Here is a 16,035-nt window from a genome sequence, read left to right as displayed (position 1 = left end):
TGCTTCCAGGTGTTGTTTTGCAGCAGTCAGCGCCTGCTGGGTATTCATTAACTGCAGATCCAGGCGTGCCGCATAGGATTCATCCAGATCGCTGATCTCGGCAATCACCTGTCCTTTTTTGACACGCGCATTCTCAAAGATCTGATCCCCCCAGCGCGAGATGCGTCCGTTGATTGTTGCCTGAATGACCTGCTGTCTCTGATCAGGAGAATAGGCGAGTACATTACCCGTTCCCCGGACAGACTGCTGCCACGGCGCAAACACCATGACGGTGATCGTCAGCACGAGGATTCCAAACAACACTTTCGCGATCTTACGTACCTGGCGTGATGACCGCGCCAGTCGCAAGGCAGGCATACTTGATTCGCTGTATGCCACAGGGCTCAATAACGACCAGCGATTTTTTTTCGAATTGGATATCGTGGTATCAAGTGTTTTTTTATCTGACATGAGAGACTCCCTCTGGTGACACCAGTTGCATATCATCCAGCTTGTAGATCATAGATCCGGCGTTCGCGAGACTTTGTCGTCCTGTGACCATAATCATCGTCCAGAGTCGCTCAGAATCTGACAGCATCGCCATCAGCTGTTCTGCATCGCCATCCGGAAAACAGTCAATCACTCCATCTACCAGCAGCAGGCGGGGACGCCCGACAATGGCCCGCGCCAGCATCAGCCTGCGCGCCTGGTTGGTCGTCAGCGGATATCCGTTTTCGACCAGGCGTGTATTCAGCCCCTGGGGCAGAGTGATGATATCATCACTTAAGCCGACCCATTCTAATGCCTCACGGACATCACTGGTCGAAACATAAGAGCGTTCCAGATGAACATTTTCTTCGAGTGTTCCCGAGAAGATTTCGATATCCCGCACCAGCGCGACATGTTTTCTGAGTGCGTCCGGTCGCAAATCTCTGGGGTCGATCCCATTGATCGAAACATGCCCTTCTTCCGGTTTTGATAATCCGAACAACAGATCCAGGATCCTGCTTTTACCACACCCGCTGGGGCCCATTAACATCACACGTTCCCCCGACTTGATCTTGAGGTTGTGTGGGCCGTCCGCATTAGTACCATGATGTCCGGGACCGGGGATGTTGTTGATCATGACTTCAGCAGGTTCATCGTGCGGCAATGCCAGCAGGCCATCCTGGCGTTCCATCGGCAGGTCAAATAAAACCCCGAGTTTATCCACGGAAGTGAGCAGGTCATAATAATTCTGCAGATGTTTTCCCAGCTTTGCGAACGAACCAACAATGACTGTCACGATCAGCTCGGCCGCCACGAGTTGCCCCAGGGTTAACTGCCCGGAAATAACCAGCCAGCCTCCCAGTCCCAGTAATGCCGTACTGGCAACCGCCTGCAGTCCTAAGGCGAAAATAATCTGACGCATGACGATGCGAAAATGTTTTTTACGTGCACTGAGGTATTCATAGGTAAGATGATCGGCCTGATCCAGTGCAAATTCAGCCGCCCCCCGGTAGCGAAACGCGGTCCGGCAACCGATCAGGTCTTCCAGCCAGGCTGCTACTTTGTACTTTGCCTTTGATTCCTTGATACTGGTGTTAACGGCTCCCCGCCCCAGTACAAAGATGATAAACACGATCAGCCCCAGCAGCACTACGTCGAACCCCAGCAGCCAGGGATGGTAAAAAGCCAGGACGGTCATCCCAATCAGTGTGTTCAACACCAGGGCAATCCCATCCAGCAACAGGGTTGACGAGGCTTTTTGAACCGTAATGACATCGAAAAAACGATTGACCAGTTCACGTCCGGACTGGCCTTCCACGGCTGCCGGTACGATGCGGGGCAGCCGATAGGATAAATCAGCCGCGACTCGGGCAAATAATCGACGTTGAATGATTTCCACGACATAGGTCTGCAGACCTATCAGGGCAGCCGAAAATGAGAGAAACGCCAGCAACATTAATGCCAGTACAATTAATGGTTGCAGCAGACGACCAAAGGCCACCGTATTCACCAGCGTCTCGACAGCCATTGGTGTTGCCAGGGCCAGTAATCCTGTTACTAAAGCAAAGACGGTAATCGTCCAGATATCCGCGGATTCCGGTTTCATCAGTGCAAGCACCCGGTCCAGCGGAGGCTGTGGATGCGACTCATGCCCGGGCTCTGCGGTAGTGGTCAGTTCGGGTTTAATGATCAGGCAGCGGATCACTTCATCCCGGTTTTTCAAGTTCAGAGCTCTGTGCATCCTGCGTACACTCATCCAGGTCCGGCTTTGATCTCGCCCCGGCTGTAATACCTGGATACGTCTTCTTTTCGTCGAGAGCAGGGCTACCCATTCTGGAGGAGTGCCCACGCGGGTGATGATCCGTCCGCCTTCTCGGGCGACATCGGTCAGCTCACGAAAAGTGCAATCCATTACTTTGTATTTCAGCCCCAGGCTGCGGCTGGCTTCCACCATCCAGTCCCACCATTCGTCGTCTGATTCTGACGTATTGACTGAAATGGCTTCGATCAAAGCGCGGCGAATCCGTGTGCGATCGGCGGAACGACCAGAATCGACAGCCAGTTGTTCAAATAACCACGCGGCTGATTTGATATCAGAGGGAATCCTGTTGGGATCCGGATCGCTGGATGCACCCTGATCGTCTGGCGGGTTCTTCGACATAAATCACTCGAGATTCTAAATGGAATTAATCGGACAGCGCTGGCGAGGATACTGTAGTCTGGGATCCTGAAATTAGTAGGAAAAGTATTCACATTCAAGCCACTCAGGCTGTAATAATGACATCGGATCATCGGCTGCATCATATTCACATATTTCAAATTTCATTATTTCCGAAATGCCATGCGGTAAACGATTTTTTTTTAAAATTTTCATGAAGCAGTTGCCTGTCGCCGGGCATACCTGTTTACCAGCACAAATCGATAAAGTGAGAGCCAATAAGGAGTAAACGTAAATTACCCCGAAGAAAAATGGGGAAAGACAAAAATATGATCCGTGATGTGTATTGAATCGGAACAATGGTTCAGGTTGTGGGCTGTTTCCGCAGCCATTCGAATGGGATTTCTGATACGGAGCCGTGTTTCCAGCTTTGATGAGGAAATCGGTGCTGGTGGTCCGAATTGACCGGCTGTGCTGGAAGGGAGTGGGAAGTTTGATTCCGGATGGTACGTGACAGCTGCGACCTCCTGCTCGCTTTGCTCGGCCCGAATTGCATTCGGGTTTCCATTTTTTTCTGATGGCTGGTTTTGTGTTTTTCGTGGTCGATAATTCTGATGGGGATGTTTCATCTGTTCCCATTGTATGCGATGCCGGGTTGAACCTCGCCAGGCGGGCTGACACATGGGACATCTCCTACGGCAAGGCAGGTCGGGTGTGTGGCTCTGGATTATGTGATTGCCCTGGCTGTTTCCTGTTGTCTGCGACAGCCTCGAATTGCATTGGGGTTATCCGATTCTTTCTCGGGCGATTAAAAAGGTGTCAGGAACCTTAAATTTAAGGTTCCTGACACCTTTTTAATACGAGGACTCTTTTTTTCGTCTTTCAGTGGTTCGGGATTTTCATCTGCGGGAGTTGGTGTACTTCTTTTATGATGCTTTGTGAAACGGGTAAGGGAGCCGTGATCACCTTCACCGTTGGGCAAGTCAACGGTGAAACACGCCCGTCTAATTTTTGCAGGACACATTGCAATTAATAGAGAGGTTTCGGGGTGCCATGGCCGGCTTGTCCGGCCGTGCGAAGTGAGTAGGGAAAGCCTGGTTCTGGGAGGTACGCGGCAGCTGCGACTTCCTGCTCGCTGTGCTCGGCTCGAATTTTATTCGGGATCACCTTGTTTTTCTGGGTTGGGATGGTTGTTCAAAGCACTGTCGCGCAAGCCGACAGATGGCACCCGGACGGGGGAGAGGACTTTGAAAACTTGTTATTGTTGCTGGGTTCATTCTGGTGTTCGATCTGTGGAACTGGGGTTCGTTGGCCGGGGGTTGTGGTTTCGTTGCGTGTTGGGTTTTGCATGGTGGTTTATTTTGTGGAAAGACATGGGGGCGTCAAGGGGGATGAACAAGATCATGTGGCGATACGGGTTGAGAGAAAACCGATCTGCGGCGACGTCGGGGCGGTTTCGGGACGAAGCGTTGCGATGTGTGGCGACCCGCAGGCTACCATCACGAACCGGTGTGATTTCAGGCAGTGCAAATCGGGAAAAAACAGGCCCTTTTACAGTGAAGACCAGGAACAGGTGGCTTGTGTTTCAGTGCACTGTAAACTGGTCACGCGCGCGACTCAGAATAGCGCTTATCGCCAGCGGCGCGCAGGCGTCAAGAGGAATTTATTCAGCAGGAGTGAGCAAATGAGACGAGTAGACACTGTTCCGTTTGGCTGTCGTGTCTCGCCGGTCATTGGGACCGATGAGACACGATTGAGAGCCACTCTGCTTCCATGTGATGCGCACTGGAAGCTTGGGGAGTGCAGGCTGCTCTCTGCTGGTCAGTTGACATCACTTTTGATGGCTTCGAGTGGCACGAAGTTAGGGGGATCGTCGTTCGAAGAAACGGTCGCAGTGCCCCGTGCAGCCAGGATGCCTGGGGCAGAGGTCTGGCTGTGATCGGTGCCTGCATAGACGCCGAAATCGTTGAAGAAGAATTTCTTGGCGATACGATACACCCAGCTTTTCTCGGGGACTTCGTTTCCGGGAGAATACTGAGAGGTCCGTGTTTCCAGGTTCTGCAGTTCCTGCATGGCCTGTTTTCGGAAGGTGGAATCTTTCGCGCCATGTTTTTTCATCAGGTCTTCCAGCAGGTCGGGACGTTCGAGGATGATACAGCCCCGGGTGTTTTGTTGAACGACGTGGCGGAAGTCTTTGAGGAACTCAGATCCGATGAATTTTTCTTTCAATGTTTTCGACCGATCGTGAATGGAGTCGGTGGCGAACTGGATCACCGGGCAGGGTTCGATATCTCCCCAGGGGTTGATGTGGTGACTGAGACCGGTGGCAGCGGGACAGAGGGCGGTGCCATCGTGGTCGAAGTAGGCATCGATGACGCCAATAGGTTTGCGGGCGCGGATATCAACGACGAACTTGCGGGCGCGCAACTGTTCTTCGGGAGAGAGCGCCAGTTCCGGATTGGGTTCGGGCCCGGCGACACGATAGATGTGATACCAGCAATACATCACACCCATGTCGATGAGTTTGTCGACCCATTCTTCGGTGAGCAGGTCATCGATATTGGATTTGCAGAGACTGGTGCAGACACCTGTCAGCAGTTTGTTGTTCAGACAGTTCTGGATGCCCTGCATGGTTTTGGCATAGACGTCATTACGTCCGCGGCGTTCGTTGCTGATGATTTCGTTACCTTCGACGCTGATCAGGGGAGTCGCGTTGCCCAGCTTGCGAAGTTTTTTCGCAATCTCATCGGTAATAAATTGCCCATTCGTAAAAATTTGAAAGTAGCAGTCGGGATGACGTTCGAGAATTTCCAGGAGTTGGGGATGCATGAAAGGTTCCCCGCCGAGAATCCCGAAGAAGGAATTCCCCATTTCCTTCGCTTCCTGAATGAGCCTGGACATGGCTTCGACATCGATCTTTTCCTGCTTGGCAGCGACATCAACCCAGCAGCCCTGGCAACGCAGGTTGCAGCTGTTGATGACCGAGATATACAGGAAAGGGGGGAAGAATTCTCCCCGTTTGAGGCGTTTTTTGTGCTTGTGAACCGACAGGGCGCCTTTGAAGCCAAAGTTGTAAGCCAGTTTCCAGACAAGTCTTTTGTCTGTCTCCATGAGAACCCGTTTGGCCATTTTCAAGTACATAAATTATCTCAATTCCGTGGGAGCAGCGGATTTAGTGAACAAAATTGTTTTACTCCCAATTTTACTCGTTACCGCTTTCGAAAACACCCGATTCCTCAAAAAATACCGGGAATTTTTTCATAGTACACAAACATTTAATCTCACACTGTAAATTGCATGAAATTCATGGTATAAGGCAGTGTTCTCAAAATTCTTTTTTTGACATTGAAGTATAATTCTTATACTTTCTAAGTTTAAATTAACCTGTGATAGTTGCTCAATTTAATCACAGGCTTCCTGATTCAAATTGTTTAAGAGCTCGAGGCAATTGATGGAGTTAGTTGGACGAAGATACGATACCTACGAAGCAGTCAGTATCAAGATCAAGGGAGAGAAAATCTCTTCGATTGAGTTGCTTCCTGATTCGGAAGCAGCAGGGCTGCCGTTCATTGCGCCTGCCATGTTTGACCTGCAGATAAACGGGTATGGTGGAATCTGGTTTAATAAACCGGGGCTCACGTCTGATGAAGTCTGCCAGGTACTGGAAAAGCATTATCAGTATGGTATTACGAGACTCTGTCCTACTTTGATCACTAGTTCATACGAAGATTACGTAAGCGGTTTTTCGGCGATTCGCGAAGCGTGTGAAGAGAACTCCTGGGCACAACACATGGTACCCGGCTGTCATCTGGAAGGACCTTACATTTCACCTATACAGGGTCCCCGTGGTGCACATCCGCTGGATCAGGTGCGAGCTGCTGACTGGGATGAGTTCTGTCGTCTGCAGGAGATTTCCGGAAATCGGATTCGCCTGATTACGCTGGCTCCCGAAGTTGATAATGCGATTCCCTTCATCAAAAAAGCAGTCGCATCGGGTGTGGTGGTTTCCATTGGTCATACGGCAGCTGAGCCGGAACACATCATGGAAGCCGTTGATGCCGGGGCACAATTGAGTACTCACCTGGGTAACGGAGCGCATGGCACACTGCGGAGACATCCGAACTACATCTGGGAACAACTGGGCGAATCACGGCTGATGGCGAGTATCATTACTGATGGACATCACCTCCCCGCCAGCGTCGTTCGAACCATTATCAAGACCAAAGGTGTCGAGAACACAATCCTCACCTGTGACGCGTCCGGTCTGGCGGGATCTCCTCCGGGTATTTATGGAGAAGGTTCGGTCAAAATGGAAGTTCTGGAAGACGGCCCGATTGTGATTGCAGGCCAGAGACAGTTACTGGCCGGTTCCGGTGTCGAAACCGATACCTGCGTGACGACAGCGATCGACATGGCAGGGATTACCCTGCAGGAATCCCTGGATATGGCGGGCCTCAATCCGGCTCGACTGCTGGGATTTGAAGAAATCAGCCTTGAAGCTGGTTCACGAGCCGACCTGATTCTGTTCCACTACGAAGGAACAGGCTCCCGAATGAATATTCAGACCACGCTCGCTTGTGGCGCGGTCAAATACGGCACACTTCTGGTGAATTCCTGAATCTGTTCTGGTTAGAACGAATACGCTTCCTTGGTCTCCGAAATTCGAAAATTATTTTCTGCGCGCGTGTTCACTGATTCCCCTGTCTCAATTTGAATGCTATAATTAGACATTCTCGATACTTACTTCAAAATTTCTTAATTGGAATTTTGTATCTATTTCAGGACCGTTGTTCTATTATATTTTGGCTCACATTGAATTCAGAGATGACATCTGGCGGTTGAATTTCCTGTAAACGAGGCACTTATTTTTATCTTTTTCGCGAAAGAGAACAGCTAAATCAAATTTGAACGCACTGTTCTGTTTCCATTTGGTTTACAGCAAATCTTATCCACAGCCTGATGTGCATCGGCAGATCATGGAACGCGAATGATTTTTTTTAATAAGAAGTCACAGAAGAAAAAGCTCAGTGTGGAACTAGTCAGTATGCGACTCGTTTCACAGCAGGATATGGATGCCTGTCTTCAGGAGCTTCAGGAAAAATCCACTGATGAAGATCAGCTCATCCGTCTGTTAGAGCGCAGGAATCTCATCACATCTTTTCAGGCAGGTCGCCTCAAGAGCAATGAGTTGGATGGACTCGTACTCGGCGATAACAAGCTGATGTATCAGAATGCCTCCGGAAGTTTTGCCCGTGTTTACCGGGCTGCTTCATTGAAGGATGGCCGTATGGTTGGCGTGAAAGTTCTCAGACAGCGCTGGGCACAAGACCCTGATACAGTCAAAATGTTTCACCGGGAAGCCGAAGTCTGTAAACAGTTTCAGCACAAAAATATTGTTGCCATCTACGATGTCGGAGTTCAGGACGAGACCCACTTCTTTACAATGGAATTTGTCGAAGGGGGAAACCTGCGTGATTTCATCACGATCCGTAAAAAGCTGTCCCCCATTGAAGCGATTAACTACACCGTCGATATCTGTGAAGGTCTGGAATATGCCAATCGCCTGGGGTACACCCATCGTGATATGAAACCGACCAACGTCCTGATGTCAATCCAGGGAGTTGCCAAGCTGATTGACTTTGGCCTGGCTGGAGATGACGATTCCAGCGGAGCCGGCGAAGCACACCAGCGGGCCGTTGAATACGGAACTCTGGAAAAGTCGACCGGCGCACCGCGGAACGATCCGCGCAGCGATCTGTATTTTGTGGGTACGATCTTTTATGAACTGCTGTGTGGCAAGCCCCCGTTCCCCAGAACCAAAGATATCGAGGAGCGAAAGCGGCCTTCACGCTATTCGCAGGTCCCTTCGATCACGACGCTGGAACCGGATCTGCCAACTCCCATTGTAAACGTGCTGGAAAAACTCATGGCTTACGAGCCTGTTCAGCGTTATCAGTCAGCAACTGAAGCGATTCAGGATCTGTTGGAAGTTCGGGCGCAGCTGGATGCATCTGGCGTTCCTGATAAACCCTCTCATGCGAAGCCAGCCGCTGAGCAGGAATTAAAAATGGCGATCGCTCCCCCCACGGTGTTGTGCGTGGAGAATCGTCCCAAGCATCAGGATGTCCTTAGAGAATATCTCACCAAACATGGATATCGGGTTCTCATTCTCAGCGACGTCGAACGGGCCATCAACCGCATTAAAGAAAATGCACCCGACTGTGTGGTCTTCATGGAAGACTCAATCGGCCCCGGCGCAGTGGAAGCGTTTACTGATTCGCTGGCTTTAGATGCCGATCTGTCTGCGGTACTGGTGCTTTCCGAGAAAAATGCCAGTGCGAAGAAAACATTACAGAAAACGGATCGTTCCCGGATTCTGGTTCAGCCGATCAAAATTCGAAATTTGCGAGCCAAAATTCAGAGAGTACTTCAGCATCAACTCAACGACTCCGCGGAACTGACTGCGCATTGAGTCAACCGTCTCTGGAAATCTGAAGCTGAGTCCGAACTCAATCTGTCATTCGTATTTGGGAATATTGGGTTCAGGGATCTCTTCCAGTAACCGGGCAATGATATCCTCGGTCACCATGCCTTCTGCCTGGGCCTGAAAGTTAGTAGAGATACGGTGTCTGAGCACGGGGACCGCGACCCGTCTGATATCATTCAGCGAGACACTCGCTTGCCCCGACATGGCGGCAATGGCTTTGCCGCCTGCAATCAGGTACTGGCCTGCCCGTGGCCCCGCACCCCAGTCGACCATCTGTTTCACAAAAGCGGGCGCTGATCCATCCGAAGGTCGAGTGGCTCTGACCAGTCGGGTGACATAGTTAATTGTCATCGGGCCGACTTCAATCATATTGATCTGACGTTGCAGATAGATGATGGATTTCGCTGAGAGAACTTTACGGATTTCCGGTTTCTCGCTGAGGCTGGTCGATGCCAGGATCTTTTCTTCCTCTTCGAGGTTGGGATATTCTACTTTGATATTGAACATAAACCGGTCCAGCTGCGCTTCGGGAAGCGGGTAGGTTCCTTCCTGTTCAATCGGGTTCTGCGTGGCGATCACAAAGAACGGGTCAGGCAGATCGTATGTCGTCTGACCTACCGTGACTTCCCGTTCCTGCATCGACTGCAGCAGCGCTGCCTGGGTTTTAGGTGGAGTTCGGTTGATTTCGTCGGCCAGAAGAATATTCGTGAAGACCGGCCCTTGAACGAAACGAAAGGAACGGCGGCCGGAATCTTCTTCTTCGAGCACATTCGTTCCGGTGATATCAGAGGGCATCAGGTCGGGGGTAAACTGAATCCGCTTGAATTCGCAGTCGAGAATACGGGCGATCGTGCTGACCAGCAACGTTTTCGCCAGCCCGGGAACGCCGACCAGCAGGCAGTGGCCGCCGGTAAAAATCGCAGCCAGTATCTGTTCAATAACAGCATCCTGTCCAATAATGACTTTATGCAGTTCTTCCACCATGACATCGTGGTGACGTTTCAGCTTCTCCAGAAAATCATCGTAATCGCGTTTTTCGTTAGCCAATGTTATCCCATTCTCTCTAGTGATTGAATCCCGACTGATTGTTCTGGCAGAGACCAGTTCCCGGTTTCAGCGACCAGGCCTCAGTTCGTCTGGATGTGGAAACAGAATTTCAGGTGCTCTGATTATACTCTTCTTAAATGACAAGAGAAACAGAGACTCCTGACTTGCTCAGGCAAATCTGTTACAATGCCCAAAACGGCTGAAAAAGCACAGGATTTAATAAAAAACGGATAAAATTGAGAAGCAGGGACATTTCTTAAACTATAATAACCGTCAAATCATTTCTACCAGATACGAGAGACAGGTGCCGAGCTTCAGAGCGGCAGGTGCGAAATGAGATGACCGTCAGAACTGGAATGCTGTCTCTTGCCTGTTACCTGATAAAGATACTGAGAGTATCGAAAGAGAAATCCATGGATTGTGTTCAATATCGAAGGGCGCATCGGGCGTTGCGCTGGACGATGACAGGTGCCATCTGTATTTCTGTCTTATTCCATTTTAACGCGACCATCTCTGCACAGGAACTCACAGCGCAAGCCGTCGTCGACTCGATAGACCGGGGTCGGGAGTTTCTGGTGAAACAACAGAATGAAGATGGTTCCTGGCCGACTCGGGGAGGAAGTCATGTCGTGGGAGTCAGTTGTCTGGCATTGATGGCTATCATCAATAGTGGCATGACAGCTGAAGATGAGCCAGTACAGCGTGGTCTCAAATATTTGCGATCGTTGCGTCCCCCCGAGCCGCGAGGAACATATCAGACCGGTTTAATGATTATGGCTCTGGCGGCAGCCAAAGACGGAAAACGAGATCATACGCTGATTCAGTCACTGGTACTTCAGCTCGAAAACAGTCAGGTTAAAACGGGCCCCGATGCCGGGGGCTGGGGGTATGGTCCTGGGATGGCCATTGGAGGAGGCGGCTCCGCTGATCGCAGTAACAGCCAGTACGCAGTGCTGGCGCTCCGGGATGCAGTCCATGCCGGTGTTCCGGTCAGCATCAGTACCTGGAAACTGATCAAACAGTACTGGAGTACCCAGCAGAGCGCCGATGGTGGCTGGGGCTATCAGTCGAAAGTCGGTGCCAGCCGGGGCAGTATGACCGTAGCTGGAATCGCTACAATGGTGATTGTGAATTCCATGCTGGGCGATGAACTGGAGATCAATCCGGATGGAACGCCCAATTGCTGCGTGAATCAAGACGATGATGAGTCAATCGAACGCGCGATTCGCTGGATGGCAGAGCATTTTTCGGTGGGCAGTAATCCCGGAGTCAATTCCTGGCTGTTGTATTATCTGTATGGTCTCGAACGTGCTGGTCGCCTGAGCGGGACCCGGTTCTTTGGTAAACATGACTGGTACCGTGAAGGCGCGGCTTTTCTCACGGAGCGTCAATCAGTCAGGGATGGTTCCTGGAAAGGGGCCGGGCAGGAAAGTGATCCTGTATTGGGAACCAGTTTCGTACTGCTGTTTCTCTCCAAAGGCTTAGCACCGGTCCTGATCAATAAACTGGAATACAATTCCGATGCCCAGGCAAATCAAAAGCCGGACACTCTCCCGAACTGGAACCATCATCAGAATGATATTCTGAATCTGACCGATGCATTGTCCGGCAGACCCGACTGGCCGAAGCTGCTGACCTGGCAAACAGTCAATCTGGATCTGGCGATCCAGGGGGCCGGAGTGTCGGTACTCAGACAGGCGCCGGTTCTGTTTATCAGTGGTCAGGATCATCCGGAATTCGATGAAAAAGAAGTCGCCCACCTCAAGCAGTACGTGGAACAGGGGGGCTTCATTTTCGCCGTTGATAACTGTAACGGTGCAGGATTTGACAGGGGATTTCGTGAGCTTATAAAAAAAATGTACCCCCAGGGGGAAGTCCAGCTGAAACGACTGACTGCCGAACATCCTGTCTTTCGTTGTGAATATCTGCTGGATGCCGAAAGTGTCGAGTTGTACGGAGTCGATGTCGGCTGCCGCACTTCGATTATTTACTGTCCTGATGACCTGGCCTGTCTGTGGGACAAGTGGATGCGATTCCCCTCCAAAGATCGCTCGGTCAAAGCGACCTCAATGATTACCCGGGCAATTCGGATCGGTTCCAACGTGATTGCCTATGCGACAGGTCGGGAACCTCCCAATAAGCTGGATCAGGAAGAACTGGCGAATAAAGAAGGGATGCAGAATCAGATTGAACGGGGATTCCTGCAGATTGCCAAGATTCGACACACGGGAACCTGGGACGCTGCACCACGGGCCTTGGGCAATTTATTGAAAGCGTTGAATCAGAAAGCGGGGATGATCGCCTCGACGAAAACTCCCAGTCTCCCGGCCAGCGATCCCAATCTGATGCAGTATCCCCTGATTTATATGCACGGGAGAAGCCAGTTCAGCCTGTCGAAGTCGGAACAGGCGAATATCAGGCAGGCGCTGGAGAATGGTGCCGTTCTGTTTGCCGACGCCTGTTGCGGTTCACAACCCTTTGATCAGAGCTTTCGCCAGATGATCCGGGAAATGTTTCCCACACGCGAATTGAAGCGGATTCCCATTGATCATCCCTTATTTTCAGAGCAGACGGGGTATGACGTTCGTCGCGTCAGGCGTCGCCAGATGGAAGTGGATGATGTGAACCAGCCTTTGAAGGCGCAGACTGTCGTCGTGGAGCCTTTACTGGAGGGCATCGAGATCGATGGACATCTGGCTGTCATTTACAGCAAGTACGACATCAGTTGTGCTCTGGAGCAGCAGGCCTCGGTCGCCTGCGCAGGTTATGTGCCCCAGGATGCGGTGAATCTGGCTTTGAATATTGTGCGGTATGCCTTACTTCAGGATATTGCCTTCAAAAATAAGGTCCAAGGCATTAAAGTCGACTAAAGTGAGACAGACACTCTCATTCGTCGAAACAGAACAGGGACCCAGATGAACGAACTTGATAATCAGCAGGAAAATATTGCAGCAGGAGCCCGGTTTGTGGGAGTCGTGATTGGTTGCGTCTTCGCCGGAATTGGCCTGACAGTCCTCGGCTTTATGTGGTCACAACCCTTCGGTGGCTTTGGAGCGCCTCCTCTGTTCTTTCGGATCTTTGCCTCATTTATTGCCATTCCATTCGTCCTGATTGGTGGCTTAACTGCTTATAGTTCGCTGACAGGCAAAGGCTTGAAAAAGAAGAGGTTGTCAAAAAGAGCCCGCTCGGCAAAACGGAGTTCCAGTCAGGGCACGTATGCCTGTCCGACATGTAATGCACCACTTTCTGACAATCTGGATGTCTCCCCCCATGGCGATGTGAAATGTGAATACTGCAGCAGCTGGTTCAACATTCATCATGCCTGACAGAACTCTCAAAGTTGTGAGACGACCGTTTTTCAAAATCGTCTGCCCGGTGATTCTGGTCTGCGCATACTCCCGTATTCCGGATGGAATTTGTGTAACGGGGGCTAGGCGTCTTATCTCTGGATCCGAATTTAATCCGGCCTGCAGAGCCAGACAAATTCGAGAGCGAGTCACATTTTCCACAACGTCTCTCAGTCAATGATATCCGGTCCCAAATGGCCGTGGAGACGCTACAATAAAACTGGACACAGTCTATGCTGCTTTGCGGACTGCGTCTGAAACGGAAGAGACAGGTAATGTCGCGAAAGGCTTTTTCAGAGAAGGTCGCAGGTAGTTCCAGTAGATGGAACAGAGTTCGAAAAATGCTTTCAGGAAATCATGCGGTTTGACTTTCGATCCGGCTACATCCCGCCAGCGATTCAGGGGAAGTTCATAAACCGTGTTTTCCAGCGGATCACACTCAAAAAACTTTTCCAGCTGCCGGGCACGGGCCAGCAATTCGACGTCAAAAATCCAGTTAGTTAGAAATCGTGTTGAAAACAGAGTCTGGTTTTGCAAACTGTTCCGAAAAAGTTTGGCGCCACACTGCGTATCGTAAACCGGCAGTTGTAACACGGTAGATGCGGCTGTGGCAAAGCAGCGTCCCAGATAATGTCTGATCTGCTGCCGTTCAATCTGTCTGCCCAGGAGCTTGACACGGGCCCCAATTACCAGCGAAAGCTGGGGGGTCTGATCCAGTTGTTGTGTGAATTCGGGGATCATTTCCAGAGGCGTAGCCAGATCAGCGTCCCAGTAACCGGCGTAATCTACGTCTGTATGGAACGCCTGGAGCATTCCCTGCCTGACAGCTTCCGCTTTCCCCTGATTTCGAGAAAGGTGCAGCACATCAAATGATTCGGGCACCGCTGCCTGCATGTCATCGAGAATCAACGCTGTGCGATCACTGCTGCCATCATTCACAAACAGAAACTGATGCTCTGGATGAGCCAAAATGTACTTTCGAAACGAGAGTACTTCCAGTCGTTTTTCTTCATTGAAACAGGGAATGACGATGATGGCAGATGACATGTGGAAATGGTTACCCGATACGTTCTGGTTTCAGTAGAGATGAATTTCTCGAAACTGGTCAGGAGAATGGTGTATGGGGGGTGTATCAAAAAAGTGATTTTATGTCAAAACCGGATTCTCAGGGCATAAAAAAACCGAAGTCTGCAGAGAACAGACTTCGGTAATTCAATCAGTATAAAAAACTGTAAACTGTTGTTACTCAGTCACTTTGATCGAGTACAGCTGGGATCGATCGGAAATATACATATTGCCGTTGGCAATGGTGGGGGTGCTGTAGATCGACGAATTGAAGGTTTTCTCTTCCAGCAGTTTCTTTTCTTTTCCTGCTTCGAGAATGATCAGCATGCCGTCTTCGTTTCCAATCAGAACCTTCCCATCAACAACCATCGGGGAACCCCAGCAGGCTGCGAACATGTCATATTCCCAGTAGCGTTTACCGGTTTCAAAATCCAGGCAATGTACGAACCCACTCAGGTCGGGAGCATACACCAGGCCATCAGCCACAGCGACAGTCGACATGGTTCGTCGGAACAGCAGATCACCTTTTTTGCCGGTCAGCTTGCCATCGACGTCTTCACCGCCGTAATGCCAGATCTGTCCGGAATTGGGATTATCTTTCCAACCATCTTTTCCATCGGAAATCTGTGGGCTGATGTCACCCGTTTTAGTGGCATCAATGCGATAGATGTGACCTACGCCTTCACCGTGTTCCGGGTCCTGTCCGACTCCCAGGATCACACTGTTATCTTTGAAAACAGGGGTACTGATGAGAGCATTGCGGGTTCCTCGTCCTCCCAGTTCCCATTTCGAGTCTTTGGGATTCAGGTCAAATTTCCAGATCAGTTTGCCGTTACCTTCTCCATCACCTTCGGGTGTGAAGGCGTAGAGCCAGCCATCCCCACCAGGGAAATAGACCTGTGTTTTGCCATTTACCTGACCGATCGCAGGAGAGGACCATTGTCCGTGCAGAATGTTATCGAACGGTGTATTGTCTTCCCAGATGACTTCTCCCGTGTTTTTATTGATGGCCAGAAAGCAGGGAGCCCGCGGCGCTGGCACTTCAAGGTGAGCTTCATCAACACCATTGGATGTCAGCAGGAAGACGGTGTCGCCGTGGACCACTGGAGAACTGGTTGCCAGGTTATGTGGGAAGACACCCAGGTCTTCGATCATATCCAGAGACCAGATGATATCGGCATCTTTCTTATCAGTCTCTTTTTCATCTTTGTAAGGACCATCATTTTCATTGTCATAAAAGCCCTTCGTATCCAGGCACATCAGTTCACAACGGTTTGTGACGACCCAGAGACGCTCGCCTTCAATGCAGGGGGCAGAACAGATTCCCTGTTCCGGCCAGTCATTGACACGGCCCTGTGGCAGTTTTTCACGCGATAGCTGCCATTTGAATTCACCGGTCTTTTCGTCAAAGCAGAGTACGACTCCCAGGTCATCTTCATACTTGGGACGATATTTTCCGCCGT

The 16,035-nt window shown here is 50.7% G+C and carries 10 protein-coding genes and 1 pseudogene; 4 read left to right on the top strand and 7 right to left on the bottom strand.

Features of this window, described 5'->3' with window-relative positions; all coding sequences use genetic code 11:
• The 4 genes and pseudogenes from AACZ40_RS21925 to AACZ40_RS21910 form a co-directional block, all read right to left on the bottom strand.
• A pseudogene (locus AACZ40_RS21925) lies at positions 1 to 450 on the bottom strand (toxin secretion protein); the annotation flags it as partial.
• Complete coding sequence (locus AACZ40_RS21920) at positions 440 to 2,629, bottom strand: ATP-binding cassette domain-containing protein (protein WP_291170715.1); 2,190 nt, start codon at positions 2,627 to 2,629, stop codon at positions 440 to 442. The gene AACZ40_RS21920 and the pseudogene AACZ40_RS21925, both read right to left, overlap by 11 nt.
• 293 nt (positions 2,630 to 2,922) lie before the next feature.
• The gene (locus AACZ40_RS21915; protein WP_339675850.1) at positions 2,923 to 3,309 is read right to left on the bottom strand and encodes a hypothetical protein; all 387 of its coding nucleotides are present in this window, start codon (positions 3,307 to 3,309) and stop codon (positions 2,923 to 2,925) included.
• Between the two features lie 1,138 nt (positions 3,310 to 4,447).
• Positions 4,448 to 5,767, bottom strand: coding sequence for a radical SAM/SPASM domain-containing protein (locus AACZ40_RS21910; RefSeq protein WP_291171248.1), 1,320 nt, complete (start codon positions 5,765 to 5,767; stop codon positions 4,448 to 4,450).
• A 310-nt stretch (positions 5,768 to 6,077) separates the two neighbouring features.
• Here AACZ40_RS21910 and AACZ40_RS21905 point away from each other — a divergent pair, with 310 nt between their 5' ends.
• Entirely contained in the window at positions 6,078 to 7,244 is a 1,167-nt protein-coding gene (locus AACZ40_RS21905) for an amidohydrolase family protein (RefSeq protein WP_291171250.1), read from the top strand.
• Positions 7,245 to 7,613: 369 nt separating this feature from the next.
• The gene (locus tag AACZ40_RS21900; protein WP_291171252.1) at positions 7,614 to 9,098 is read left to right on the top strand and encodes a serine/threonine-protein kinase; all 1,485 of its coding nucleotides are present in this window, start codon (positions 7,614 to 7,616) and stop codon (positions 9,096 to 9,098) included.
• 45 nt (positions 9,099 to 9,143) lie between these two features.
• On the opposite strand, the gene AACZ40_RS21895 is transcribed toward AACZ40_RS21900, so the two are convergent.
• Positions 9,144 to 10,160 (bottom strand): MoxR family ATPase, encoded by a 1,017-nt coding sequence (locus AACZ40_RS21895; RefSeq protein ID WP_339675846.1) that lies wholly within the window; start codon positions 10,158 to 10,160, stop codon positions 9,144 to 9,146.
• Positions 10,161 to 10,573: 413 nt separating this feature from the next.
• On the opposite strand from AACZ40_RS21895, the gene AACZ40_RS21890 reads away from it, so the two are divergent.
• A complete protein-coding gene (locus tag AACZ40_RS21890) occupies positions 10,574 to 13,030 on the top strand; it encodes a DUF4159 domain-containing protein (protein WP_291171256.1) in 2,457 nt (818 codons plus the stop codon).
• Between the two features lie 45 nt (positions 13,031 to 13,075).
• Positions 13,076 to 13,486 (top strand): hypothetical protein, encoded by a 411-nt coding sequence (locus AACZ40_RS21885; protein ID WP_291171258.1) that lies wholly within the window; start codon positions 13,076 to 13,078, stop codon positions 13,484 to 13,486.
• 252 nt (positions 13,487 to 13,738) lie between these two features.
• On the opposite strand, the gene AACZ40_RS21880 is transcribed toward AACZ40_RS21885, so the two are convergent.
• Both AACZ40_RS21880 and AACZ40_RS21875 read right to left on the bottom strand, forming a co-directional pair.
• Positions 13,739 to 14,554 carry a glycosyltransferase family 2 protein gene (locus AACZ40_RS21880; RefSeq protein WP_291171260.1) on the bottom strand — a complete coding sequence of 272 codons (816 nt, stop codon included), beginning with the start codon at positions 14,552 to 14,554 and terminating at the stop codon, positions 13,739 to 13,741.
• A 195-nt stretch (positions 14,555 to 14,749) separates the two neighbouring features.
• Positions 14,750 to 16,035: PQQ-binding-like beta-propeller repeat protein (locus AACZ40_RS21875; protein ID WP_339675841.1), on the bottom strand; the 1,286-nt coding region annotated here is incomplete at its 5' end.

The sequence above is a fragment of the uncultured Gimesia sp. genome, assembly GCF_963972345.1.
Classification (GTDB): Bacteria; Planctomycetota; Planctomycetia; order Planctomycetales; family Planctomycetaceae; genus Gimesia.
The sequence above is the reverse complement of the archived record's forward strand: the minus strand, read 5'-3'. Positions and strand labels throughout refer to the sequence as shown.